This is a genomic window from Chryseobacterium sp. AC417 (genome assembly GCF_979258215.1).
In genome coordinates, this window is the sequence record NZ_OZ409845.1 from 3,246,252 (window position 1) to 3,270,517 (window position 24,266).

General features: G+C 35.5%; 27 protein-coding genes and 1 riboswitch. Of the genes, 12 read left to right on the top strand and 15 right to left on the bottom strand.

Annotated features, from left to right (window positions below; translation table 11 throughout):
* Nucleotides 1–4 precede the first annotated feature (4 nt).
* The 5 genes from ACZZ9T_RS15440 to namA form a co-directional block, all read right to left on the bottom strand.
* Nucleotides 5–1,930 carry a type VI secretion system Vgr family protein gene (locus ACZZ9T_RS15440; protein WP_463442823.1) on the bottom strand — a complete coding sequence of 642 codons (1,926 nt, stop codon included), beginning with the start codon at nt 1,928–1,930 and terminating at the stop codon, nt 5–7.
* Nucleotides 1,931–2,226: 296 nt separating this feature from the next.
* Nucleotides 2,227–2,631 (bottom strand): type VI secretion system tube protein TssD, encoded by a 405-nt coding sequence (gene tssD / locus ACZZ9T_RS15445; RefSeq protein WP_463429230.1) that lies wholly within the window; start codon nt 2,629–2,631, stop codon nt 2,227–2,229.
* A 229-nt stretch (nt 2,632–2,860) separates the two neighbouring features.
* Nucleotides 2,861–3,193 (bottom strand): CCC motif membrane protein, encoded by a 333-nt coding sequence (locus tag ACZZ9T_RS15450; RefSeq protein WP_463442824.1) that lies wholly within the window; start codon nt 3,191–3,193, stop codon nt 2,861–2,863.
* Between the two features lie 31 nt (nt 3,194–3,224).
* Entirely contained in the window at nt 3,225–3,503 is a 279-nt protein-coding gene (locus ACZZ9T_RS15455) for a DUF2752 domain-containing protein (RefSeq protein ID WP_463442825.1), read from the bottom strand.
* Nucleotides 3,504–3,535: 32 nt separating this feature from the next.
* Nucleotides 3,536–4,588, bottom strand: coding sequence for an NADPH dehydrogenase NamA (namA, locus tag ACZZ9T_RS15460; RefSeq protein ID WP_463442826.1), 1,053 nt, complete (start codon nt 4,586–4,588; stop codon nt 3,536–3,538).
* A gap of 107 nt (nt 4,589–4,695) precedes the next feature.
* Here namA and ACZZ9T_RS15465 point away from each other — a divergent pair, with 107 nt between their 5' ends.
* The 3 genes from ACZZ9T_RS15465 (at nt 4,696) to ACZZ9T_RS15475 (ending at nt 8,359) form a co-directional block, all read left to right on the top strand.
* The gene (locus ACZZ9T_RS15465) at nt 4,696–5,178 is read left to right on the top strand and encodes a cytidine deaminase (RefSeq protein WP_463442827.1); all 483 of its coding nucleotides are present in this window, start codon (nt 4,696–4,698) and stop codon (nt 5,176–5,178) included.
* Nucleotides 5,179–5,257: 79 nt separating this feature from the next.
* Nucleotides 5,258–5,434: riboswitch (cobalamin riboswitch) on the top strand.
* Between the two features lie 32 nt (nt 5,435–5,466).
* A complete protein-coding gene (locus ACZZ9T_RS15470) occupies nt 5,467–7,302 on the top strand; it encodes a TonB-dependent receptor plug domain-containing protein (protein WP_463442828.1) in 1,836 nt (611 codons plus the stop codon).
* Nucleotides 7,303–7,315: 13 nt separating this feature from the next.
* Nucleotides 7,316–8,359: a DUF5074 domain-containing protein gene (locus ACZZ9T_RS15475; RefSeq protein ID WP_463442829.1), complete on the top strand. Its 1,044-nt coding sequence runs from the start codon at nt 7,316–7,318 to the stop codon at nt 8,357–8,359.
* Nucleotides 8,360–8,439: 80 nt separating this feature from the next.
* Here the strand turns inward: ACZZ9T_RS15475 and ACZZ9T_RS15480 are convergent, their stop codons facing one another.
* From ACZZ9T_RS15480 to gldB, 8 genes are all read right to left on the bottom strand, one after another.
* Entirely contained in the window at nt 8,440–9,858 is a 1,419-nt protein-coding gene (locus tag ACZZ9T_RS15480) for a CCA tRNA nucleotidyltransferase (protein ID WP_463442830.1), read from the bottom strand.
* Nucleotides 9,859–10,019: 161 nt separating this feature from the next.
* The gene (locus ACZZ9T_RS15485) at nt 10,020–10,568 is read right to left on the bottom strand and encodes an L-threonylcarbamoyladenylate synthase (RefSeq protein ID WP_463442831.1); all 549 of its coding nucleotides are present in this window, start codon (nt 10,566–10,568) and stop codon (nt 10,020–10,022) included.
* Between the two features lie 65 nt (nt 10,569–10,633).
* Entirely contained in the window at nt 10,634–11,059 is a 426-nt protein-coding gene (tnpA, locus tag ACZZ9T_RS15490; protein ID WP_463442832.1) for an IS200/IS605 family transposase, read from the bottom strand.
* A gap of 120 nt (nt 11,060–11,179) precedes the next feature.
* The gene (locus ACZZ9T_RS15495) at nt 11,180–11,683 is read right to left on the bottom strand and encodes a DinB family protein (protein ID WP_463442833.1); all 504 of its coding nucleotides are present in this window, start codon (nt 11,681–11,683) and stop codon (nt 11,180–11,182) included.
* A 95-nt stretch (nt 11,684–11,778) separates the two neighbouring features.
* On the bottom strand, nt 11,779–12,225 hold the full coding sequence (locus tag ACZZ9T_RS15500) for a GNAT family N-acetyltransferase (RefSeq protein ID WP_463442834.1): 447 nt from the start codon (nt 12,223–12,225) through the stop codon (nt 11,779–11,781).
* A gap of 57 nt (nt 12,226–12,282) precedes the next feature.
* Nucleotides 12,283–13,467: a cystathionine gamma-synthase gene (locus ACZZ9T_RS15505; protein ID WP_463442835.1), complete on the bottom strand. Its 1,185-nt coding sequence runs from the start codon at nt 13,465–13,467 to the stop codon at nt 12,283–12,285.
* 83 nt (nt 13,468–13,550) lie between these two features.
* On the bottom strand, nt 13,551–13,877 hold the full coding sequence (gene gldC, locus ACZZ9T_RS15510; protein WP_463429244.1) for a gliding motility protein GldC: 327 nt from the start codon (nt 13,875–13,877) through the stop codon (nt 13,551–13,553).
* 21 nt (nt 13,878–13,898) lie between these two features.
* A complete protein-coding gene (gene gldB / locus ACZZ9T_RS15515) occupies nt 13,899–14,885 on the bottom strand; it encodes a gliding motility lipoprotein GldB (RefSeq protein ID WP_463442836.1) in 987 nt (328 codons plus the stop codon).
* Between the two features lie 141 nt (nt 14,886–15,026).
* Here gldB and nadE point away from each other — a divergent pair, with 141 nt between their 5' ends.
* From nadE to ACZZ9T_RS15535, 4 genes are all read left to right on the top strand, one after another.
* Complete coding sequence (nadE, locus tag ACZZ9T_RS15520; RefSeq protein ID WP_463442837.1) at nt 15,027–15,818, top strand: NAD(+) synthase; 792 nt, start codon at nt 15,027–15,029, stop codon at nt 15,816–15,818.
* Nucleotides 15,819–15,930: 112 nt separating this feature from the next.
* Nucleotides 15,931–16,416 carry a ribonuclease domain-containing protein gene (locus tag ACZZ9T_RS15525; RefSeq protein WP_463442838.1) on the top strand — a complete coding sequence of 162 codons (486 nt, stop codon included), beginning with the start codon at nt 15,931–15,933 and terminating at the stop codon, nt 16,414–16,416.
* Between the two features lie 64 nt (nt 16,417–16,480).
* Entirely contained in the window at nt 16,481–16,789 is a 309-nt protein-coding gene (locus tag ACZZ9T_RS15530; protein WP_463442839.1) for a GIY-YIG nuclease family protein, read from the top strand.
* 96 nt (nt 16,790–16,885) lie between these two features.
* Nucleotides 16,886–17,191: a barstar family protein gene (locus ACZZ9T_RS15535; protein WP_463442840.1), complete on the top strand. Its 306-nt coding sequence runs from the start codon at nt 16,886–16,888 to the stop codon at nt 17,189–17,191.
* 99 nt (nt 17,192–17,290) lie between these two features.
* On the opposite strand, the gene pafA is transcribed toward ACZZ9T_RS15535, so the two are convergent.
* Complete coding sequence (gene pafA, locus ACZZ9T_RS15540) at nt 17,291–18,934, bottom strand: alkaline phosphatase PafA (protein WP_463442841.1); 1,644 nt, start codon at nt 18,932–18,934, stop codon at nt 17,291–17,293.
* Between the two features lie 151 nt (nt 18,935–19,085).
* Between pafA and ACZZ9T_RS15545 the strand changes: the two genes are divergently transcribed.
* Nucleotides 19,086–20,798, top strand: coding sequence for a S41 family peptidase (locus ACZZ9T_RS15545; RefSeq protein ID WP_463442842.1), 1,713 nt, complete (start codon nt 19,086–19,088; stop codon nt 20,796–20,798).
* A 21-nt stretch (nt 20,799–20,819) separates the two neighbouring features.
* Here ACZZ9T_RS15545 and ACZZ9T_RS15550 read toward each other — a convergent pair whose 3' ends face one another.
* Nucleotides 20,820–21,194, bottom strand: a complete 375-nt coding sequence (locus ACZZ9T_RS15550; RefSeq protein ID WP_463442843.1) for a Fur family transcriptional regulator — start codon at nt 21,192–21,194, stop codon at nt 20,820–20,822.
* A 118-nt stretch (nt 21,195–21,312) separates the two neighbouring features.
* Here ACZZ9T_RS15550 and ACZZ9T_RS15555 point away from each other — a divergent pair, with 118 nt between their 5' ends.
* The 4 genes from ACZZ9T_RS15555 to ACZZ9T_RS15570 all read left to right on the top strand — a co-directional run bounded on the left by ACZZ9T_RS15555 (nt 21,313) and on the right by ACZZ9T_RS15570 (nt 24,191).
* The gene (locus ACZZ9T_RS15555) at nt 21,313–22,221 is read left to right on the top strand and encodes an NAD(P)/FAD-dependent oxidoreductase (RefSeq protein ID WP_463442844.1); all 909 of its coding nucleotides are present in this window, start codon (nt 21,313–21,315) and stop codon (nt 22,219–22,221) included.
* A 53-nt stretch (nt 22,222–22,274) separates the two neighbouring features.
* The gene (locus ACZZ9T_RS15560) at nt 22,275–23,123 is read left to right on the top strand and encodes a GLPGLI family protein (RefSeq protein WP_463442845.1); all 849 of its coding nucleotides are present in this window, start codon (nt 22,275–22,277) and stop codon (nt 23,121–23,123) included.
* Nucleotides 23,124–23,153: 30 nt separating this feature from the next.
* Complete coding sequence (locus tag ACZZ9T_RS15565; RefSeq protein WP_463442846.1) at nt 23,154–23,723, top strand: Crp/Fnr family transcriptional regulator; 570 nt, start codon at nt 23,154–23,156, stop codon at nt 23,721–23,723.
* A 78-nt stretch (nt 23,724–23,801) separates the two neighbouring features.
* Nucleotides 23,802–24,191 carry a RidA family protein gene (locus tag ACZZ9T_RS15570; RefSeq protein WP_463442847.1) on the top strand — a complete coding sequence of 130 codons (390 nt, stop codon included), beginning with the start codon at nt 23,802–23,804 and terminating at the stop codon, nt 24,189–24,191.
* Nucleotides 24,192–24,266: the final 75 nt, after the last annotated feature.

Sequence of the window (24,266 nt, forward strand, 5' to 3'; positions counted from 1 at the left end):
CGATTTATGCATTATGACCCTTCTCTCCTGACAGATTATGAATCGTCTGCTCGCTGTTTTGTACATAATCTTTTGCAGCCGCTACTTCAATGCCCTCTGATGCATTTTTGTGGATATCAGTAGCATCATAAGTAAAATTTTCTGACGCCATATTCATGATATTGGTCGCATTCAGATTATAATTTAAACTCGCATTCTGCCAGATATTGGCTCCCGCTGTTTCCGTAATATTCAATCCTACAGAATTGCTTTTATTCATTCCGACATTCGTATTCATATTCTCCAGAACATCAATATTAAAATTCCTGCATTTAATATTGATCGTTTCAGGGGCTGTAATATTGATATTGCTTCCCGTGGTATCCAGATGGATCTTATTGCCGGATTTATCGGTAATGATAATGCTTTCATCTTCCGTGAAAACCACTCGGTGGCCGCTCCGCGTCTGGATCGATTTTACACGGTTATCCATCCCGCCACCCAATCCGATGCCGCCATGGAACATTCCGCCCATGACAAAAGGACGGTCAGGATGATTGTGTACGAAGTTGACCATCACCTGATCGCCTACTTCGGGAATCGCAACATACCCCCGGTTTTGGGTGATCTGGTCTGTACCTCCCGCATCAGGACTCATCATTCTGATAAAATGAGTTGTATCGTTCGTCTGCCAGTCGAACCTCACCTGAACCCTGCCCTGTCCTTCCGGATCGGTGTTCGAGATCACCGTGGCGATCTGTGGTTCGGCTTTCGGGGTTGAAAAGTCAGGTTTCGGGAGAAAGCCCGTGTCTGAAGCGATCCCGTGGAAGCTTCCCGTGTAATGACCGATTGCATCAATTTCATGCGTGGTTTCCGTCACCATGATTCTCGTGAAATAGGAGGTTTCATTCGTATCAGGTTTCCGCATTTCGATGTCGACTGCGCATCCCGGATGTAAAAAAGGAACCGTTGTAGAACCTGAAAGATTAAAAACATTCACGCCCTCACTTCCCGATGTGCTTTTCTGCGAATATTCTACATCCAAATGGGTCGTAGCTTTAATGGGGGCAACACGCAGTGAAGGAGTTTTATAAATACTATCGTTGTGCTGATACGCTGTTTTGGCCAAATCTCCGACATGACGGATCGGGGTCTCTCCTGAAGTCAGCTTCTCGTTCTTGCTGCTGTTGTAACCGTAGAACTGAGGTTTGGTGTGTACCGCTTTCAGCTCTACTTTAATGTCGTTGGCACTGCTTCCGTACGTCAGTCTGATCGGTGTGTTCTGAGCAGGAAGTTTCCCGAAGTGAAGCACTTCGCCGTCGTAGTAGAACTGTTCGCCATACGCTTCTGCCATTCTCGCCAGGTAATTGTAATGCGTCTCGTCGTACTGGCTGCTGTAGACAATCTGTGAATAATCGTGGGTATCGATCCGGATATCGAAGCGGCTTTTATCTAAACCCTGTTTGATGACTTCTTCGGCGATGATTCCCATATTCACAGGCTGGCTGCCTCCGAAGCTTTGGATGTGCGGTGCTCCGTCGAGTAAAATGGTCGGGCTGTAACCGGATAAAACAATATTCCCAAGACTCATTTTTTCCTGACTGAAACCTACCCCCGTAATAACGCCCACAAAGGTGCGTTCCGGACTCCTGTCGATGTCTTTGTAGGAAATAACGGCGGTCAAACGTTTGCCTAAAAACCTGTTGGCTTCTTCTAAAGTATGGGTCTGACGGTCTCCCAAAGTGTCGTGAGCCAGAGTAAGGGTAAACTCATGATGGCGGCGTGCGCTCTGGGTGAGCTTAAAATGTTTGTAATATCTGATCACCTTACCTTCTATCACCAAAGATAATTTTACCAGACGGTTGATCCCCGTATGATGGCTCTCTGAGATTCCTTCTGCATTCTGAGAAGGGCGGAAGGATGAACCTCGGCTTTGTTCTGCGGTATTCATATTGTTGTGATTGTGTGGTGGTTTAAAGTTATTAAATTTTATCTGTTCTTACCGTTTTTTAAAGATTAAATTTTGGATTTTTAACTTTTAAATTCGTCAATACTTATGAAAAATAATCCTTTCGCTGACAGGGATTTCTAAAACCTACTTCCCCGGAGACCGGAGAGAAATCCTTCAACTTCACTCAGGATAAACTATAGACGGAAAATTGCTGCAAATAACATTTCAGGCAAAAAAGACCGTCCTGCAGGACGATCTTTGCTTTGTATACAATAATACTGAAAAGTGAAAAATTTTTAGCTTGACGGCCAAAGACCTTCGTAAGCTGCGTTTCCGTAATTGATCTTCTCGGCACTCACTACAAAGCTGATGAGCATTGAGTTTTCGTCTACCGCATCGAAGTCTACCTCATGCTGGATCACGTAGCCGTTTTCCCAGTTCAGGGTAATCAGCGTGCCTTCTTCATGAGATTTGTTGAACGTGATCTCGCCCGAAGTCGGCTTGTATTTTCCGTTCAGTAAAGATTCCAGAATGTCTGACTTTTCTGTAGCCTCGATCGTTAATTTGATGATTGCATTCGACGGATCTGAAGCCACTCTCCCAGAAACATCCGTGGAGCGCGATACGCTGTAATTAAGCTTTAATAACTTCTGACCCTCGCTCCCGTTGAATTTTAAGATTCCTCTTGAATTTGATGCCATGTGCCGTAAATTTTAATCGTTAATATATGTTGATTTGTATTTTGTTTACCAAAGATAATTCCAACCAAACTCATTCTGAAAATTTTAAAGCATTATTTCAAAATTTGTAGTAATTCTACGATTTTAATATAATAAATCACAATCTAAGGAAGTGTAAAAAGATTGATTTTCAATGAATTATTCCATAAAAAAACCGCATTGCTGCGGTTAGTTATTATATAAATAATGTTTACTGATTCTGCAGATCTTTGATTCTCTCCTGCATTAATTCCTGGTCTGTCAAAGCATCCCAACCGAAAGCGAAACCAAATATCAAAATCGTAATGATATAAAGTAAACTTATCACAAGCCCAATTATAGAAAGAATTCTACCTGTATTTAAATTGCTGTAATTTAGATATTGTTCAGGATTTTGAAGATATAACGCTTTATCTTTACCGTACAGATAAAGACCTATGGCACCGGCAATGATTCCGGGTACACCATAACAACAACATCCTACTATAGACACAATACCAAGAACAAGTACCGCTGTAGCGTTGGGCAAATTTTGTTGATTCATAATTTGATTTTTTTAAGTTTATTTATGTGATTTAAAAATGTTTATAAAAATAAGAAAATACCATGATTAGCGAGTTAAGAATTGCTAAAAATATTAACACCTGTCCGTAATTTCTTTTTTTATCAATAAAATTGACTGCTACAAAACCAAAAAATAAGAGTAAAGTGTATACTGCAGGGAACATGTGAAAGGCATCTGCGAATTTCCCTTCAAATACCAGAACAATTGCCCTTTGAGTACCGCAACCGAAACACTCTATTCCTAAGAATTTTTTGCTCGGACACGACAGCATAAAATCTTCAATCTTCATATTTTAATTTTGTGATTTTGATGAGGCTAAAATTAAGAAGAAATTTTCGCTCTTAAGTATTGGTGTGGAAAAAAATTATCTTCCTCCATTTCAAAAGATCCCTGAACAGCAATGTAAGGGTTTCTTAAGATTTCTCTTGCTATAAAAATGAGATCTGCCTCGCCTTTCTGTAAAATTTCTTCAGCCTGAGAAGTGGATGTAATTAAACCAACCGCTCCTGTTTTCACCTCTGATTTATTTTTAACTTCTGATGACAAAGGAACTTGGTATCCTGAAAAAACCGATATTTTTGCACCGTGAATATTACCGCCACTGGAGACGTCAACCAAATCTACAGAATGCTTTTTGAGAATCTCAGATAATTTTACACTATCATTAACATCCCAACCATTTTCAGCATATTCTGTTCCTGAAATTCTTACAAAAAGAGCAACATTTTGGTTGAGTTCTGAGTTGACAGCATCAACAATTTCCAATAGAAAACGAATTCTGTTTTCGAAACTTCCACCATATTCATCAGTTCGAACGTTTGAAAGTGGTGACAGAAACTGATGAATCAAATATCCGTGTGCGCCGTGAATTTCAATAACATCAAAACCTGCATCTACTGCTCTTTTGGCAGCATCTTTAAAATTTTGAACCAACTCTTTTATTTCGTCAACTGACAACACATGGGGAATTCTTTCGGTCGGATGATAAGGAATCGGGCTTGGAGCAATGGTTTCCCATCCTTCTTCTACAGAAATCTGCTTATTTTCCCAAGTAGAACCTTTTCTACCTGCATGACCGATTTGAATTCCAATTTTTGAATCAGAATTTTCATGCACAAATTTCACAATTCTCTGAAGTTCATCGGATTGCTCATCATTCCAAATTCCCATGCAGTGATTGGTTATTCTGCCACGAGGTTCTACACCGGTTGCTTCAACGATGATTAAACCCGTTCCTCCTTGAGCCCGGCTTCCGTAATGCACATAATGAAAATCATTGGCTAATCCTTCTTGACAAGAATACATACACATTGGGGACATTACCCAACGGTTTTTCAGTTCTACATTTCTAAATTGAATGGGAGTATATAACATTGAATTCTTTTTTTTAAAAGTTTAAAATTACAAATTTAGTATCGTAACAAAGATATTGCCAGCTTGCCTAAAAAGAGGTACATTTATCGCCCTTTTTACGGAACAAAATGAAAAAAAACATACAAATAGGTTACGATCATTTCAAAAGCTCTGGCGAACTGAATGAAACAGAAAAAAAACTATTCGAAAAAGCAAAACTAGCTCGTGAAAACGCTTATGCTCCTTACTCCAACTTTTTAGTCGGATGCTCTGTTTTATTGGAAAACGGGGAAATATATACAGGAAACAATCAGGAAAATGCAGCGTTCCCGTCCGGACTTTGTGCAGAAAGAACAGCTATCTTCTGGATTGGCGCCAATTTCCCGAATGAGAAGATCAAAAAAATATTCATCATTGGCGGACCAAAAGAATTTTCAGCAAAAACGCCACCAATTCCACCTTGTGGAGCCTGCAGACAAAGTTTAATGGAATATGAAACGAAGCAGGATGAAAATATAGATGTTTATTTTTCAAATCCAGGTGGGGAAGTTTTCAAGGTGAATTCTATCAAAGATTTGCTTCCATTTTATTTTGATGCAACGTTTATGTAATTTTTCAAAATGTCTTTGCTTCAACTATCTAAGCACACTGAATTTTATTAATTTAAACTTATATTTCTTTTTAAAAGTATATATTTGCAAAAATTTTGGTTTCCAAGGTATTGGAATTAATAGGGAATTGGGTGGAAATCCCAAGCTGTCCCCGCAACTGTAAATCGCGTCAAAATTTTCTACAAAAAGCCACTGCCAAAGCGGGAAGGTGTAGAAAAGCGAAAGTCAGGAGACCTGCCAAACTTTTAACATAAAAATTGATTGCTTTCGGAGGAAAAGCAAAATGATATGAGTATAAAAAGTTCTTTAGTCTTCGTTTTCGCCGTATGCAATTTTTCTCTTTACCTTGGTCAGGAGAAAAACATCGACACCGTGTATATTTTTGATAATCAAATGAATAAGGTTAAACTTTTTCATAAAGTTACCACTTTGACTCCGGCTGATATTCAAAAAAACTCTTCTAATCTTTCTGAAGTTTTACGCTTTCAATCTTCTGTTTACATTAAAGAAAATGGTCGTGGTGCGGTTTCTTCACCTTCTTTTAGAGGAACTACAGCACAACAAACCGCTTTTGTATGGAACGGAATCAACATCAATTCTCAGTTTTTGGGACAGGGAGATGTCAACAATATTGCACTTTTCGGATATGATCAGATGGAGGTGAAATCTGGTGGCGGAAGTGTGATTTACGGCAGCGGAGCGATTGGCGGAAGCATTCATTTGAATAACGACTTAAGCTTTAATCAAGGTTTTAAGGGATTGTTGAATTCTGAAGTTGCATCATTTGGAACGTTTAATAATTTTCTAAAAGCTTCTTTCAGCAATGAAAAATTCAGCTTTAAAGTCTCAGGAAATTATGTAATCAGTGAAAATGATTATGAAGTTCCGGAATCCCAAAATTATATCAACAGAAACGGAAAATTCTACAATACGACATACAATGTTGGAGTTTCCTATAAAATAGCTGACAAACAGACCATTTCATGGCAAAGTCAGTTTTATGACGCGACACAAAACTATCCGATTTTCACGGAAAACGGAAATAAAAGTAAATACGAAGCGCAAACTGTAAGAAGTCTGCTTGCCTGGGATATTAATAAAAGTACATTTTCAAACAGTTTAAAAGCTGCATATACGGAAGATAATTTTCAGTATTTCGGAGTTTACGATGCTCCGAGCACCAGTGGCGGAATCAATAAAAACTATATCGTCAAAAATGACTTCAATTATTTTATAAGCCCGAAATGGAATGTGAATGTGATTGGAGAATTTCAACAAAACGAAGGTGAAGGAACAGGAACTTCAGGAATTAGAAAAGTAAGCAGAAATGTTGGTTCAGTTGCAGGTTTACTGAGATATTTTGCTACAGCAAATCTACGTTTTGAGGCTGGTGTAAAGAAAGATTTTGTGCAAGATTTCAGTTCTCCGGTTCTGTATTCATTTTCAGGAAAATGGAAAGCTGCAGATTGGTATCAATTTAATTTAAATCTATCAAAAAACTTCAGGTTTCCGTCTTTCAACGATTTGTACTGGTCGCCGGGTGGAAATTTGAATCTTAAACCTGAAACTTCCAATCAGGCCGATATGAATCATGAATTTAAGGTAAAAGATTTCAAATTGAGCATCACGCCTTACTATATGCAAATTACCGATATGATACGCTGGCTGGATACCGGTTTGGGATATTGGTCGCCATTTAACACCAATAAGGTTGAATCTTATGGTTTAGAATCTCAATTAACCTACGAAAAACTATTTGGAGAATATTGTATTAAACTCAATGCAGGTTATGTTTTCACGAAATCTATCAATTTAGAAACACAAAAACAACTGACTTATGTTCCGTTGCATAAAGTTTTTATGAATGGTGATTATCAGTATAAATTTCTTAAAGTTTACGCCCAGGGAATGTTTAACGGTTTAACCTACACCACTACAGACGAGAGCAGGCCCCAAGCTTTGCAGCCCTATTTTGTAATGAATGCAGGAGTTTCAGGAACATTATTGAAAAAATATACTTTAGGATTTAGGGTCAACAATATCACAGATACTATCTATGAAACGGTTGCCTATTATCCTTTACCAAAAAGAAATTACAGTTTAACAGCAACAATAAATTTTTAAAATTTAATATATTATGAAAATAACTAGATTTTTACAACTTATCTTCGGACTGGTTTTATTATTCAACATCTCATGTTCATCTGAGTATGAGGAAACTTTAACGCAAATAAGCTACCAAAACGGATATTTAATTACCAATGAAGGTAATTTTGGAGTACCAAATGCTGATGTGAGTTTCATCACAAAAGATCTGAACGTTATGCAAAATGACATCTATAAAGCGAACAACAATAATGAAAACTTAGGAGATGTACTTCAGACAATCGCTTACAACGGAGATCAGGCTTATCTTTTACTGAATAATTCAAATAAAATTCAGGTGGTAAACCGTTATACATTCAAAAAAACAGGTGAGATTACAAGCGAACTCAACAATCCACGTTATATGGCTGTAGCCAATAATATGCTTTATGTTTCTAATGATAAGTACAACGGACCAAAATCTGTGAATATTTATAAAACTTCAGATTTATCTTTAGTGAAAAAAATTAATTTTACAGATACTGTTGAAACAGTTGTGGTTGCAGGTGGAAATATTTTCGTTCAAAATGCTACTTACGGTTTTGGAAATACTATCACAAAGATCAATACAACTACCAACCAAATTGAAGGATCACCAATTCCACTTCCAAACGGAAACATCAATAAAACAATTGCCTTCAACAACAATGTATACGCAATTGCAGAAGGAACAAACGATTCTTACATTTACCAGATTTCTCCGGCAGGAGCTATCACAAGCACAAAAACGCTTACGGGTATTGCAAAAGCAACAAACCTTCAGATTGATAACGGGAGATATTTTTTCAGCTCTGCGAATAAGATCTATTCTATGGATATGAATGCTACAGCAACACCTACAGCGCCTATTATTACGGCTGTTGATGGCGGACAATACTATACTTTATATGGATTTACTGTAATTGATGGCAGAATTTTCACTTCTGATGTTAAAAACTTTACCCAGGCAAGCGAAATGAGTGTGTACACTACTTCCGGAAATCTGATTAAAAAATTCACAACAGGAATGGGGGCAACAAACGTTTATCCGAACTAATTGATTTAGATTAAATTATTGATATAAAATTCGGGCGGTTTCTACGAAACCGCCCGAATTTTTTGTTTTATTGAGAAAATTTACAATGACAACCCAAGCTTTTCAGCTTCTGTAATAACGAATTTTTTAGCTTCTTCTTTTTCGTTAGGAATTTCTCCTTCAAGAATTGCTTCCTTTACTTTTTCTTTTAAGATTCCTATTTCTCTGCCGGGTTTTAAGCTAAACATTTCCATAATTTCTTCCCCTGAAATCGGTGGCTGAAAATTTCTTACCTGATCTTTCTCTTCAACTTCTTTTATTTTATTGGCTACATATTGAAAATTCTTTTTGAACTTCTCCTGTTTTTTAGAATTTTTAGTGGTAATATCTGCCTTGCAAAGCGTAAACAGATCTTCCATATCTTCTCCTGCATCAAACAAAAGTCTTCTCAATGCAGAATCTGAAGCATCATCGGTAATTAAAGCAATCGGGCGTGAAGAAAGCTTTACCATCTTCTGAACATATTTCATATCAGTATTGAGCGGTAACTTCAGCTTCTGAAACAATGTTTTCACCATTTTTGAACCCAAAAATTCATGACCATGAAATGTCCAGCCTGTTCCTTCAACGAATTTTTTGGTGGGTGCTTTTCCGATGTCATGGAGTAAAGCTGCCCAACGAAGCCATACATTATCTGTATTCTCAGAAATATTATCAACGACTTCTAAAGTGTGGTAAAAATTATCTTTATGAGTTTGTCCTTCTACTTCTTCAACACCTTTTAAATCAATTAATTCAGGAATGATTAATTTCATCAGGCCTGTTTCTTCCATTAATTTTAAGCCAATTGAAGGTTTCTTTGAAAGCATGATTTTATTAAACTCAACCATGATTCTTTCCATCGAAACAATTTTGATTCTTTCAACTTCTTGCCTGATCGAATTTAATGATTTTTCTTCAATCGTAAAATTTAAAGTCGCAGCAAAACGAATCGCTCTCATCATTCTCAACGGGTCATCAGAATATGTTTGTGCAGGTTCTAAAGGTGTTCTTAAAATTCCTTTTTGTAAATCTCCAATTCCGTCAAAAGGATCAATCAGTTCTCCGAAATTATCTTTATTTAAAGAAATTGCCATTGCATTGATGGTAAAATCTCGTCTTTTTTGATCATCTTCAATTGTTCCGCCTTCAACTTCGGGTTTTCGGCTGTTTTCGGCGTAACTTTCTTTTCTTGCACCTACAAATTCCAATTCAAGATCTTTGTATCTGATCATCGCCGTTCCATACGTTTTAAAAACCGAAACTTTCATTTTAGGATCAATCTCTTTACCTACATTTTGCGCAAGCTCGATTCCGCTTTGCTCAGTCACAAAATCAATATCTGTAGAGGCTTTTCTTTTCATTAAAAGATCACGCACAAAACCACCAACGATGTACACTGACTGGTTATTTGCCGCCGCAACTTCGGAAATAATTTTGAAAAGTTTTAAATTTTGATTTTGACTGAGGTTGATGAACATTTTATTTAATAGATGTTAGATATTAGATGTTAGACTCAAGCTACTGATTTAACTGTAACTTATATCTAACTTAAAACCACTAAGAAATCAAATTTTAGCTTGAGCTAATTTTCAAAATTCTTAATGGTTGTACATTTTGCAAAGATAATAATTCTAGACTTTTATTCTCTAAGAACTTTTATTCTGTTGTCGCTCCAGATTTTTATTACCGAAGAACCTGAATACTGCGAAACTTTTTCCCGGTCTTCTTCCACCGCAAAATCAACCAAATCAATAATTTCTTTTGAAATATCAGAAAATTTTAACGGACTTTTGTCACCACTGAAATTGGCGGAAGTTGAAACCAAAGGTTTATTTAATTTAGTGATCAGCTTCTTGCAAAAATCATTTTTCACCATACGAATTCCGATGCTTCCGTCTTCTGCAAGCAATTCTTCTGGTAGACCTTTCGGATTCTGATAAACCAATGTGACCGGTTTTTCGCTCAGATCTATAATTTCCCAAGCCATTTCCGGAACATCTACCAAATCCTGCAATCTTTTTTCATTTTCCACCAGAATGATCATCGATTTGTTTTTATCACGCTTCTTGATCTCGAAAATTTTGTTGATGGCGTCGATATTTGTTGCGTCACAACCAATTCCCCAAATGGTATCTGTTGGGTATAATATTGTGCCGCCGGATTTTAGTATTTGTATGATGTTTTCCATAATTCAATAGGGGCGGGCTTTACCCCGCTTTCAAAATTAAGCATTCATTTGGCTTTAGCCAAAAACTATTCAAAGTTATATTTTTCAATAAATTCTTTATATTCTTCTATAAATGATTTTTTCTGATGATGTTGTTCCTGATTTTTAATATAATTCCTCACAGATTCGATCATAGATTCTGAAACAGAAACCGCAAAATATTCATCTTGCCAAGAAAATTTATCTTTAATCAGTTGATTTTTATTGATCCAAAAAGAAGATTCACCTTTTATTAACTGAACAATTTTTTCGATATTTTGGTTAGAACCCAGAGAAATGAGACAATGGCAGTGATCTGAAAAACCGTTTACCATATCTAAGAAAATTCCTTTTCTGGAAGCATTTTGTTTGATATGTTTCCAAACTTGAACTCTTAATTCGGCTGAGTTTAAAAAGGGAATTCTATCCGATGTAGAAAAAACGATATGAATATAAATTTTGATAAAAGGCATTTGTGTTGTTTCATCAAAAATAATGATTTTTTAGATTTTGGCTAAAGCCAAGCGAATATTTAAATAGAAAAAACGGGCTAAAGCCCGTTCCTATTGATTAAAATTATTTACAGAAATAGCTTACATTTCCGGCAAGTACCTCTCCTCGACCACATTCAAATGATGAATATTGTGTCCCACAATCAATTTCCTAATTGTTTCTACCGAAATCTCATTTCCATTGGCTTTACCAACAATATTTAAAACTGACGGATTCAATGTTTTCAATAAAATCTGAGAAGATTTTCTTACGAGTTGATATTCTTCCAACAAAGATTCTAAACTTCTTTCATTGGCAAAAGAATTGGCTGCATAATTCTCTTCATCAAAACCTGGCAATTCAGATTTTTCGCCTCTTGCAAAAGCTAAAATTCTATACTGAAAAATTCGTTCGGTATCTGTTAAGTGAAGAAGCACTTCTTTTAAAGTCCATTTTCCTTCTGCATAAGCGAACTTTGATTGTTCTTCAGTTAAATAAGCATACAAAGAAGTGGTTTTTTCACCAACCCGTCTTAATTCTTCCAGCCAGTTTTCTGATGGAATCAAATCTAAATATCGCTGAATATATTTTTGAAAATCTGACATATTAATATGAGTAATATTTTAATGTAACAATAGATCAGTTTAGCAATGTAACAATTATAAAAATTGGTAAACTATTACATTGGTAAATTGTTAAATTATCTATTCGTCCATTCGTAGAAATTAACCTCATCGTATAATTCAAATCCACAACTTGGATACAGTTTGTTTCCGATGTCATTTGATTTTCCGGTTTCGAGAAGAATTCCGCAAGCGCCGGTAGATTTTGCCAGTTCTTTTGCTTCTTCAATTAATTCTTTTGAAAAACCTTTACCACGATAATTTTCGTTGACAAAAAGATCATTCAGTAACCAATACTTTTTCATTCTTGTGGATGAAAACAAAGGATATAACTGAACAAAACCAACCAATTTTTCCCCATTTTCTGCTACATAAATTTCAGAATCATTTTTTCCAATTCTTTCTTTTAAAAAACTTTCAGCCGAGGGAATATCAGAATTCTTATGATAAAAAACTCTGTATTGATCAAACAATTCAGCCAATTGATTCAAATCTTTAATCGTTGCTTTTCTTGTATTTTTCATTTTAAAAACTACAAAATAAGCATCCACTATAAAAATGGATGCTCATGATTTATTATTTTATGAAAATGCTTTTTCCAAATCTGCAATCAGATCTTCCGCATCCTCGATCCCGACACTTAGACGAACTAAATCATCTGTAATTCCCAATTCTGCACGTTTTTCCGCAGGAATTGAAGCATGCGTCATCAAAGCAGGATGGTTGGCTAAAGATTCTACTCCGCCCAAAGATTCTGCCAAAGTGAACACTCTGACTTTCTCCAAAAACTTAATCGCATCTTCTTTCTTTCCAGATTTAAAAGTGAAAGAAACCATTCCTCCGAAATCTTTCATTTGAGATTTTGCCAATTCGTATTGCGGATGAGATTCTAATCCCGGATAAATCACTTGCTCAACGGCAGGATGAGATTCCAGATATTTTGCTACAGCCATTCCGTTTTCAGAATGTCTCTGCACTCTTAATGCTAAAGTTTTAATCCCTCTCAAGACCAGATAAGAATCGTGAGGTCCTAAAATTCCACCACTTGCAAATTGAATAAAATGAAGTTTTTCTCCCAACTCGGCATCCTTTGCAATCAAAGCTCCGGCGATAACATCAGAGTGACCACCTAAATATTTTGTTGCCGAGTGCATCACAATATCCGCTCCCAGATCGATTGGTCTTTGCAGATAAGGTGTTGCAAAGGTATTGTCTACTGCAACCAGAATATCTTTTCCTTTTGCAATCTCTACAACCGCTTTGATATCAACCAATTTCATAAGCGGATTCGTTGGTGTTTCAATCCAGATCAGTTTTGTTTTGTCAGTAATTACGTCGTTTATTTTTGAAGCATCATCAAAATTTACGAAGATAAATTTCAACTGATATTTTTCAAAAAGTCTGGTAAACATTCTGTACGTTCCGCCGTATAAATCATCTACAGCAACGACCTCATCTCCAGGATTTAATAATTTTAAAACACAGTCTATCGCAGCCAAACCAGAACCGAAAGCTAAACCTCTCGCTCCGTTTTCAATGCTTGCCAAAGAATCTTCCAAAGCCTGTCTTGTAGGGTTTGCCGCTCTGGAATATTCGTAACCGGAATGTACTCCCGGACTTTTCTGAGCGAAAGTTGATGTTAAAAAAACAGGCACATTCACAGAACCTGTTGCAGATTCGTGATGCTGTCCTCCGTGTATTACTTTTGTATTGAAATTCATATTTTTTGCTTTTAGCTTATTGCTTTTGGCATTTAGCTTTACCACTAACTGCTACAAATCTATTTATATTTTACCTTGATCTCTCAACAAAAAGCCAACTGCTAATTGCCAAAAGCTAAGGGCTTTTTTTACATCTTAATTGCCGATTTCACTGCAAATTCTTCTGCAATCTGCTCAATCCACGCTGCAACATCTTCTTCACCCGTTGCTCTTTGATACGTACTTCCCAGGGATACTAAAATCTGGTGGATAAACATTTTCATCTGATCAACAGGCATTTCTTTAGTCCAAAGATCAATTCTCAGCGCTTCCATTGTTTTGTCATCCCACACTGAGATCATTGTTGCTTTGGTTTCTTCTTTTTCCACTCCGCCATCTTCTGCATTCCAGGTGATCAGTTCGGGGATGTGGTTTTCATCCAATTCTACATCTATTGTTATCTGAGTCTTTCTCATTTTATATTTTTCTAACTTTTATTATTCTTCTAATTTCGGTTTATAACCCGCCTGATTAAAAATTTCTGTCGCATCCATTTTCAGAAAATCCATCAATTTTGTTTCAGGTTTCTTTTTAAAATATTCTCTGCAAATCTGCCATCCTGTGAAGATTCCTACCATCGGCGAAGAATTGTTATCAATTTCTGTGTAAAACTTTGAAAACGGTCCCGGAGCGATGAAACGTTCTGCCAATCGGTGATCATCCCCAAAAATCAGATTGTTTTCTACAAAATAATTATAAATATTTGCCTCGTTTGCTTTTGACCAATCGTACTGCTCTTTCGTATAATCCATTTTCAGGTAATCCGGAGTTTCCGGTAAAAATGCGTCCTGCAAAGTCATTATTTTTCCGTTGTACACCATCAAATCAATAAATTTCTGACTGTTTCCTGTATACGGAACAATGTTTTCGGCAAACATTCTTGATACTTTAGGAACAATATTACTCGGATTCATGGATTTTTGGAAATACAATTCTAAACCTTTGTAATTAGCATTTTTATCTCCCATAAATCCTGAAATATCAATGAAAAGGAAATTCGTTTTATCATCATATAAAAGTGGATCCTGAATCATCTGCAAAGCCGACGAGAAAAGGAAAACTTTCGGACTTTTAAACTGCGGAAAGTAAAATTTGATGTGCGAAAACAAATCCTGAAGTTCGTTCTGCAATTTCTTCTGATCAATTTTACTAATCGCTTCTTTATAGATTTTTATTTCCTGTGTATCAGCTCTTCTTTTTTTGAAATCTTCATCCGGAACGGTTCCCTGAAACCAAGGGAATTTTGCAGTAAATTGCTCTAACGGAACATTCTGATCATAAAATTCTTTTGATATATCGGTCATCTCTACCTTTTCGGCAGGATTTTTTATTTCAACTTTCCATTCAGTTTCCTGTTCTTTTTTACAAGAATTTAAACTTAAAACTAAAAGGCATGAAAGTGCTGCAGTTCTAAAAATCTTCATTATTTTTACATGAAATTTAAGACACAAAAATAAGGAAAATTAATGGCAAAAATATTCATCAAGACGGAAAGACTTGTTTTTTGAAAATATTTATGCTTTTAAAAAACATAGAAAAACTTCCGCCCAATAAATAAAAAGAATATGCAGACCCAAAAAGTAATTGATCATATCGTACAATGGCTAAAAGATTATGCCGAAAAATCAGGAGTTAAAGGTTACGTACTCGGAGTTTCCGGGGGTGTAGATTCGGGAGTTGTTTCTACTTTAGCTGCGATGACAGGCTTAAAAACGCTGTTGATCGAAATGCCTATACGTCAGAAAGAAGATCAGGTAAACCGTGCATGGGAACACATGAACGATCTGAAATCAAAATTTCCTAATGTTGAAGCAATGTCTGTTAATCTGACACCAGCTTTTGAAGAACTATACAAAACTTTTGATGTTCATGATGATGAGTTTCCAAACGAAAAACTGGCTTTTGCCAACACAAGATCCCGTTTGAGAATGCTTACTTTATATTATTACGGACAAATCAACGGACTTTTGGTTTGCGGAACAGGAAATAAAGTAGAAGATTTCGGGATTGGTTTCTACACAAAATATGGTGATGGCGGTGTAGACCTCTCTCCTATTGCAGATTTGTACAAAACTGAAGTATATGAATTGGCGAGAGCTTTAAATTTAGTTAAAAATATTCAGGAAGCTATCCCTACTGACGGACTTTGGGACGCTGAAAGAACCGATGAAATGCAGATTGGTGCAACATATCCCGAGCTGGAAAAAATACAGAAAGAATGGGGAAATAAAACTGAAGCAGACTATAGTGGAAGAGATTTGGAAGTTTTTAAAATTTTCAGCAGAATGAATAGAGCTGCACAACATAAAATCAATCCCATTCCGGTGTGTGATATTCCTGAGGAGTGGAGAGAATAAAGTAAATTTTGCATTGTAAGTGAGTTGTCAATCATGAATTTTTTCAATTCTATTTATAATTTTAAATCGACAATTCGCTAACGAAGTTACATTAACGATTGACCTAAAAAACATGAATCCTAAAATCCGCTCACTACTTTTTGCCTGCATGGGACTTCTTTTCGGAATGTCTGTGATGTATGTCTACAATCATTTTATTGCAGATAAAAAAAGCCCCTATAAAACTGAAAAAGTAAGTCAAGATCTTGGAGGAAAGACTAGAAACAAGCTATCCATTGATCAATTAACGGCTGAAAATACAGTCATTAATTACGTACAACAAAACCATACACTTCCTGATTATTACGTCACAAAAAATGAAGCCAAAAAGCAAGGCTGGAATCCATCGCAGGGAAATCTTTGTGATGTTCTACCCGGAAAAGCAATTGGTGGAGACTCTTTTGGAAATCGTGAAGGAAAGCTGCCTAAAAGTGAAAAATATTTTGAAGCTGATGTGAATTACAATTGTGGAAACAGAAATGGCGACCGAATTGTTTTCACGAAAAACGGAGACGTATATTTAACTAAAAATCATTATAAGAGTTTTGAGAGGCAGTAATCTGTCATTGCGAGGAGCGAAAGCTACGAAGCAATCTTTATAAATAATATTAAAAACAACACAAATGAAATCCGGTTTCATCTACCTGATTACCAATAAAAACAATACCGTTTTATATACAGGCGTTACTTCAAATCTGCCGAAAAGAGTTCAGGAACATAAAGAAAAGTTTCACGAGCAGAGTTTCAGTGCAAAATACAATGTTAATAAGCTGGTATATTGGGAAGCATTTCAGGAAATTGGAGATGCAATCTTTCGGGAAAAACAGATAAAAGCGGTTTCAAGACAGAAGAAATTAGAATTAATAAATTCGATGAATCCAGAATGGAAAGATTTGACGGATGATATTCAAAATATTATGAATCGTTTCTGAAATTAAAAATGTCTCAAGATTCGCTACGAGATTGCTTCGTTCCTCGCAATGACAATAAAACGCTTACATTTGAACAGTAAAAATTTAAATAAGACTATGAACACAACATACATCGATTTCGCAGACCTGGGAGATTACGAAGATTTTTATACACAACTGAAAGAAAAAATAAAACTCCCGGAATATTTTGGAGATAATCTGGATGCACTTTCTGACGTAATTTCCGGAGAATTGGAAATGCCTCTTCATTTAGAATTTGTTAATATGAGCGTAGATCAGCTTGAAATTTTTGAAGATCTTCTCACCACATTGGAAGATACAGAAGATGAAGTAGAAGATTTTTCCTTCTCATATTATCTGGAACAATATGACGATGAGGAAGAAGAAGAAACGCTTGAGTAAAAATTTTAAAGTTTAAAATTTTTCAAGTAAAATGATCATACAAATAGTTTCGGGGCGCAGCTTTGCTGCGCCCCGAAACTATTACCAAGTTCAAAGATCTTATTTCCCTAAAACTTCCATTAAAGGTTGTCCTATATTCCCACTTGGATTTTCTATTCTCAAAAACTGAGCGATCGTGGGTGCAATGTCAGTCATAAAGTGGGAAGCATTGCTTTCCCCGTGAGGAACTTTCCAACCCATAAATATTAAAGGAATGTGTGCATCATATGAATTCCAAACGCTGTGTGTAGTTCCTTTTTTGGCATAGTTCGGAAGCATCCCATCATGAGAAACAATCTGAATATCACCACTTCGTTGCCAGTTATAACCATTAATGACACGCGTTTTAATAGGTTCCGGAATTGGTGCGTTCCCAACTTCTTTAAGATCTATTGCATACAATACACGCGGATCTTTATTTAAGTTTTCAATAATACTTTTTTTGATTGCTGTTTCATCAAGCTTTTTCTCTTTGATCAATTGATGATCAAGATAAATTTGGTAATTATCAATCCCTAAAATCAATTTACTGGCTGCATATTTTGTTTCAAGTTCGGTACCTAAGTTTTTTTCTAGACCGTCATCAAAAAATCCTGTCAGCATTTTGTTCTCTTTCATATACCCTTCAGCATGCGCTCCGCCATGATCTGCAGAAAGAAAAACAAGATAATTTCCTTCACCTACTTTTTTATCAAGAATTTTAAAGAAATTGGCTAATTCAATATCCAATCTCAGATATGTATCTTCCACTTCTATCGCATTAGGACCATAAGAATGCCCTACATAATCTGTAGAAGCAATATTTATGGCAAGAAAATCAGTAATCTGATCTTCACCGAGTTGGTAACCGTCAATAGCAGCTTCAGCAAATTTTAAAGTATACGTGTTTCCAAAAGGTGTTGTTCTTAAAACTCCTTTATTTACAGCGTAATCTGCCGCAAGATTGCTGTAAGGAAAAGTAGGATTCTTAGCTGTTCCCACAGGTTTTTCCCAAGGCACATCATCTCTTGTGCTTTCGGTATACTGATTGATTGGCAATAAAGTATTCCAACCATTGGCAACCAGTTTTTCGGCTAATTTCTGATCATTAAATTGATTCACCCAATTTGGCAGACTGTTCATATAGTAAGAACTCGTCACAAAATTTCCTGTATTTTCATCAAACCAGAAAGCGCCATTCGGATTGTGACCTGCAGGTAAAATAGAAGCCCTGTCTTTTAATGAAACTCCCACCACTTTAGATTGAAAGTTGCTTGCAATTCTCAACTGATCAGTGATCGTGGTACTCCAAAGATTTTTTGGTGAATGACCACCAATTTTATCATTGGTACCGACACCTTTTACTTCGGTATCTTCGGTGCAGTATACATTTTTACCGGTTGCTTTATCAGTCCAGTCATTTCCTGCGATCCCGTGAATTGAGGGTACCGAACCGGTGTAAATTGTAGTATGACCAATTGCAGTAACCGTAGGAACGTAAGGAATCATCACATTATTGAATGAAAAACCTTGATTCAGCATTCTTTTAAAACCATCCAGACTGTATTTGTCATAAAATCTGTAAAGATAATCCCATCTCATCTGGTCGATTACCAGACCTACGACCAATTTTGGTTTTTCTAATTGTGATTTTTTATTTTTTTGAGCATTGACAGTCATTAAAGAGACAAAAGTGACTGCTGCAATCGTAATTTTCCTTAACATTGAATAACTTTTTTGTAGTGGTAAATTTACAGGTTTTAAAAGTTTTGGTGTGTGAAATTTTCTTTAAATTTGGGAGTTAGTCTTTAGCAAAATCTCAAAATTTCTTTCTGATAATAATTTCTACATTTCTTAGCCAAATCTAAACTTCACCATGAAAAAAATCACATTATTTTTTATACTTATCTTTTTCCAGCAAAACCTTTCTGCACAGAAAGAACAACAATATATGTTTTTCAAAACATGGAATTTTATTAAATATTACCATCCCGATGTTGCAAGCGGAAAAGTAAATGCCGACAGTTTATTTTTAACTACTCTAAAAAATATCAGCTCAAAAGATGATTTTAATTCGGTAATTGGAAAATTATCACAAAATTTAAATAAAAACCTTACAATACCTGCTCCGATTGAAACATCAAAAGACATTCTTACAAAGAACCAGGATTTCAGCTGGTATCAGAAAAACAATAAAATGAGCATAGGAAATAAAGATTTGCTCAATGGGATTTACACACACCGATATAATTTTGAGAATCTTCCGAAAGAAAGATTGGTTAGCGATGAAAAAGAATATATATTTCCTAAAACTGAAAACCTTCCGCTAGAATATCGTTTGCTTACTTTGGCAAAAATACAGGGAATTGTAGATTATCTTTTCCCCCACAAATATATTATGGATCGAGGTTTTGATGATTTTCTTGAAAACTGTTTGGATGAAAACTCAAAGGTCAATTCTAGAAAGGATTTTGAAATCATATTGGCAAAACTGGTTTCAAAATTTAAAGACAGTCATGCATTCAGCTTTTATAAACAGCTGAATTACAGAAAAGATATTTTTCATGGAAATTATCTTGCCCCTTTTGATTTTCAGATTGTTGATGATCATATTCTGGTGACCCATCTTATTATTCCGGAAATTTGCTTTAATGCACAAATCAATGTTGGAGACAGAATAACATCCATCGGCGGAACAAGTATTCCTAAAATCATCAAAGAAAAAGAAAAATTATTATCTACTTCAAATCGTGAGAAACTAGTTTATCTGCTTTCAAAATATGAAAATAACCTGATTTGGAATGATGATCTTCAACAAAAGTTTTTTGAAGTAGAATCTTCTAAAAGCAAGAAAAAATTGACTACAAAGATTGACATGATCAACACTTCAGATAAAGAAAAATATGATGTCATCGTTAATTATCTGCAAGATAAAATTAAGAAAATAGAAAGTCGTGAGATGGTGCATAATGATGTTGCTTACTTTAAAGCTAATGAGACATTAAAGTTCATTAATAATGTTGCTGATGACAAAGTAGATGCTAAAATGGATAGTATTCTGAACAATGCATCACAGAAAAAAGCGATTGTTTTTGATATGAGAGCTTATCCTGATTGGGGTGGCTTTTTCTATCATTATCTTTACAAATACTTCTCACCTGCCGAAAATTATTTCGGAAAATATTATAAACTCAATATAAAAAACATCGGAACTTTTGCTTATAAAGATGATGATTATTTTCCATCAATCGCCGGCAAAACAACTCACCATTACAAAGGAAAGGTTTTCATTCTCGTTAATCCTGATACCCGAAGTGCGAGCGAATGGTATTCTATGAGTTTACAGAAAATATTTCCGCAATCTTTGACGATTGGTCAGCAAACGTCTGGTGCAGACGGAGATCTTGTGAAAGTAAATCTACCGGGAGGATACCTTTTAGAGTTTACAGGAAACGGAATTTTTTATCCTGACAATTCTCAAACCCAACAAACAGGAATCAGAATTAATGAACTCATTCAATACAGAGATCAGGATATTTTAGATAAAAAAGATCTGGAGTTTGAAAGAATTCTTGAGTTAATCAAATAAACATTAACTGCTTTAGAAAATTCACGCACAATCTTTACAAACACCCGTCAAAATACAATTTACACTTTCCACATGATACCCTTTTGGTAAGGAAAACTGAACAGGAACCGCCAGACACTCGATAGTCTGACAATGGGTACATCTGAAATGAAAATGATGATCTGCCAATTTCTTTTCCTCACATTTGATGCAGACTGCAAAATACTGTTTACCATCTTCGGCAACAATTCTGTGGAGAATTCCGTCTTCGCAGAAGCGATTCAGGACACGATAAATCGTTGCCCGATCCATATTTAATTCAATATTTTTTTCGATAGCATCCTGGCTCATTGCTTTTCCGTTACTGGAGAGCAGTGATAATACGGCTTCTTTTGTGGGGGTACTTCTTCTCTTCATTATTATTAATGCGATTGTGTTGCAATAATAGAAATTTGTATTAACTTTGGCAAATGATTTAACACAATTCTTCTTTAAATCAATTTTAATCTACCTGTAAATAACAAAACTTAAAATTATGAATGAAAATAAGCTGTTCGATGTCATTATTATTGGCGGAAGTTATGCCGGATTATCTGCGGCAATGGCGTTGGGAAGATCTTTACGAAAAACTTTGGTGATAGATCATGGGAAGCCATGCAATATTCAAACGCCGCATTCTCATAATTTTCTGACTCAGGATGGAAGTTCTCCTGCAGAGATTTCAACTTTAGCTAAGAATCAGGTTGAAGAATATGAAACGATTGAATTCTACAGTGGTAAAGCAACCTCAGCTCAAAAAACTGATAACAGGTTTGAAATAACTGTTGAAAACGGAGAAATATTTAGTGCAAAAAAACTGATTATTGCCACAGGAATTGTAGATGAAATTCCTGATATCAAAGGTTCTAAAGAATCTTGGGGAATATCACTGATTCATTGTCCGTACTGTCATGGTTACGAATATCGAGATAAAAAGACTGCAATTATCGCCATTGGTGACAGAGCAGTGCATATTGCATCGCTTGTTAAAAATTTAACTCAAGATGTCACCATTCTGACGAGAGGAAAAGCAGACTTTACAGATGAACAGTTTGAAAAGCTTAAAAATAATCAGATTGAAATTATCGAAACTGAAATTTCAGAACTAAAGCATGAAAATGGTTATGTAAAAAGTCTGGTATTTAATGACGGAAAAGAAATCAATTTTGAAGCTGTTTACGGAGCTTTTCCTTTTCAGCAACATTCTGACATTCCGAAAGACTTGGGTTGTGAATTTACAGAATTTGGTCATATCAAAACCGATCAGTTTCAAAAAACCAATGTTCCCGGTTTATTTGTTTGCGGTGATAATTCTTCGATGATGCGCTCGGTTTCCAATGCAGTGATGACCGGGAATGTAGCCGGAGCGATGGTGAATATGGAATTGGTGACGGATTGTTTTTAAAAAGACAGGGTATTCAATCAATTTTGTAGATTTGATTAATATATCAAATCTGCATGAATAAAATTTTCACGATGCTATTTCTCGTTATTCTTTTAAAATTGAATGCGCAGAATCATAGATTTATCTATGAATACAAATACGTTCCTGATTCTACAAAAGTTGACAGCGTTTTAGCTGAAAATATGCGTCTCACAATTTTTAAAGATCATTCTGAATTTCTGAGTGAAATGAAAGCTAAAAGAGATTCTGCAGTTGTAAAATCTTCGCAGAAAAACAATGGAAAAGTGGGTACAGACCTTTCACCCGGAAATATCAAAATGTTCGTGTGGAAAAATAAAAATAATATCAAAAATTATTCTACCGAATTCATTGGAATGGAATCTTACAAAGTAACCGATGAAACAGATTTAAACTGGAAACTCATCAATGAAACTCAAAAAATACAAAATTACAATTGTCAGAAAGCAGTATTACAGTTTGGAAAACGAGAATGGACAGCTTGGTTTACAACAGAATTACCATTTCAGGACGGTCCGCATTTATTCCAGAAACTTCCGGGTTTGATCGTGGCTATTGAAGATTCCAGAAAGCATCACTCATTTAAACTCGTTGCCAATTATAAAACTACTGATGACACTTCCGTTATCAAACCCATTCCTCTACTGAAAAATTATGAGGTAAACAGGAAGCAGTTTAATAAAAAATGGAACGACTTCAGGAAAAATCCGATTAGCACAAACGAACAGTTTTTATTACTGAATCCACAGATTACTCAATTTAAATCCTACGACGAAAACGGGAATGAAATGGATGCAAATAAATTCAGAAAATCAGGAACAGAAAAGGCAAAGAAAAATTTAATTAAAAACAATAACTTTCTTGATCTTGAATTGTATCGATAATGAGTACAAATGATTATTAAATCAAACTAAATGAATGTCCTCAAAGACCATATTAACAGAACAATTTCATTAACAGACGAAGAATTTTCGGTTGTTGAATCATTTTTCACGGAAGAACATTTTAAAAAACGTGAAATGATTATTAATGAAAATGATCAGGTTGAGCATGTGTATTTTATTGTTTCCGGACTTTTAAAACTTTTTTATACAGACCGGGAGGCCAAAGAGCACATCATCTCATTTTCTATGGAAGATTGGTGGGAAAGCGATTATGCAGCATTTTACACGCAAAGCAAAGCTACCCAATCCTTACAATGTCTGGAAAATACTGTTGTTTTAAAACTTTCATTTGACGGATATCAAAAACTGCTGAATGAAGTTCCAAAAATGACCGATTTCTTTCTTAAAAAAGCAGTTGGCGGACATATCTCCAACCAAAGAAGAATATTATCATTAATGACAATGAACGCAAAAGAACGGTATGAACAATTCATTAAGTTCTATCCTATTTTGTTACAACGCATTCCTAAAACTGTATTAGCATTATATCTTGGCGTTTCCCGAGAAACTCTGAGCCGCCTTTTTCTTGACTCAAAGTAAATCTGTGACACACATCACACAATACAATCCTCTCATCTGCCGAACTTTGCTCCATTAATTAAATTAAAATATTTCAACATGGAAAAAAGAATCATCAACCCGTGGACATGGCAGAACGACAGAAACTATGCACAGGCCGTAGAAGTTACCAATGTTCAGAGTACGCTTTATGTTTCCGGGCAAACTGCTATTGACGATGACGGAGTTACAAGTGATGCCGATATGAGAACTCAGATGATAAAGACATTTGAAAATCTGGAGAAAGTGATTACTCAGGCAGATTTTGAGCTTAAAAATATTGTCAGACTTAATGTTTATACGACAGATCATCCCGCATTTTTCGAAAATTTCGACATCTGGCAAAACTGGATGTCGAAAAACGGTATTCAACAGGCAAGCAATGTAATTGAAGTAAAAACATTGTTTGAAACGTTGAAAGTGGAAATGGAAGCGACAGTTGTGAAGTAATTTTTCGTACAACTATCTCAATGCTCCGTCAGTTTGAGTAGCGCCGTGTATCAAGAACTTTTATGATTTTTTAAT